This window comes from Hoylesella timonensis S9-PR14 (assembly GCF_000762405.1).
GTDB lineage: Bacteria > Bacteroidota > Bacteroidia > Bacteroidales > Bacteroidaceae > Prevotella > Prevotella timonensis_A.
In genome coordinates, this window is the sequence record NZ_JRPQ01000014.1 from 1 (window position 1) to 1,555 (window position 1,555).

The window sequence follows — 1,555 nt, forward strand, 5'->3', positions numbered from 1 at the left end:
GGGTCGAAGAAACGAAAAATCCTTTAAGGTTGAGAATCGGGATGCCCAGAATAAAATTTTAAATCGTAAAAAATTAAAGCTGACCTACCGGCATGACGGGGAATATGATCAACTAACATTCCAATAAGAAAAAATGAACGAAAGACAACAAATACTTTATCTGACAGGTGGTGGACTGGATGTGTTTACACATTACTTAGGCGATGTATGCCTGAAGAGAATCTTCAAAAATCCCTTCAGGGAAGACAGCCGGCCTTCATGCCATCTGTATGCGAATAAAAACACATACGGACAAGTGGAGTATTATTTACAGGATTTTGGCGATAGCAGCTTCTGTGGCAACTGCTTTGCCATTGTGGCCAGACTGTGCAATATGAATGTAAAGACTGCATTTAAGGATATCCTGAAGGTGATAGACAAAGAGCTTTGCCTGGGATTGTTCAATAATCCATTCCCACAAAGAGAAATCATCTATAAACGACTTGTAAAGAGACAGAAGCCGGAGACTTCCTCCACACTTTCATTCCAATACAAGGAAAAGCCTTTTACCATGGAGGAACTGTGTTTTTGGCAGCGTTATGGAATTGGTCAGGATACGCTGGAACACTATCATGTTGCAAGCCTTTCGGCATGCAGAATGTCAAAAGAGAATGGAAAGAAATTTACTGTTTATGGAACAGCAAAGTATCCGGCTTTTGGATACCTCTTTAATAACAATGATGGTATCAAGATTTATTCTCCTTGCTCCAAAAACAGATTTCTCTATGCTGGTGTTCTTCCGAGACCATACATTTTCGGTTGGGAACAGCTACCGCCACAAGGCGAATATATCTTCATCACCGGTGGGGAAAAAGATGTCATGTCGTTGGCAGCACATAGGTTCCATGCGATATGCCTGAATAGCGAGACTGCCAAGCTCCCTGACAATCTTATGCAACAACTTGCCGGAAGGTTTCGGACAATTGTTATCCTTTATGATATGGATGCAACAGGACAAAGTGAGTCGAAAAAGCGAGTACAGGAATATACTGGAAAATATAATGTAAGAAGAGTCCTGCTTCCTCTTTCAGGTGAAAAATCGGAAAAGGACATCAGTGATTTCTTCCGTCTGGGAAACACTGCTGAACAATTAGCTGCTATTCTGGATAATGAGTGAAGGACGGACAATAAACTCAATATTGAGTTTCTGGTATTTCTGCTTGCATAGACCGAAAAGGACGAGTGACCATTTCCTGATTGCTCGTCCTTCTTGTGTGACTAAAGATGATAGTATAGATATCTTACCTTAGCGAAAGATATTGTCTATATTGCCTTTGTTAATCTTTTTAGGTCGCACCGCACCATGCGTCTCTTCATATTTAGATATAACCATGTCAAGACCTAAGGTAATAAGTTCATTGATTTGAATACCCTCTGTTTCTGATATGGTACGTATCTTATTCATGACGTTCTTATCAACGGAGGTACATATTCTTTCTTTTCCGCTATTTTTCTGAACTTTTGTTGTCTTTGGAGTTGACTCCTCCTTTGAAAAAACAGACGTTGCTGGGCTTGG

Annotated in this window: 2 protein-coding genes; one reads left to right on the plus strand and one right to left on the minus strand. The window is 40.3% G+C overall.

The genetic code is table 11. The annotated features are described in order from the left end of the window. Positions 1–133 precede the first annotated feature (133 nt). The gene (locus HMPREF9304_RS00810) at positions 134–1,156 is read left to right on the plus strand and encodes a toprim domain-containing protein (RefSeq protein WP_036925842.1); all 1,023 of its coding nucleotides are present in this window, start codon (positions 134–136) and stop codon (positions 1,154–1,156) included. Between the two features lie 129 nt (positions 1,157–1,285). Here HMPREF9304_RS00810 and HMPREF9304_RS00815 read toward each other — a convergent pair. Further along, a partial coding sequence (locus tag HMPREF9304_RS00815) for a hypothetical protein (RefSeq protein WP_036925845.1) occupies positions 1,286–1,555 on the minus strand: 270 nt, incomplete at its 5' end.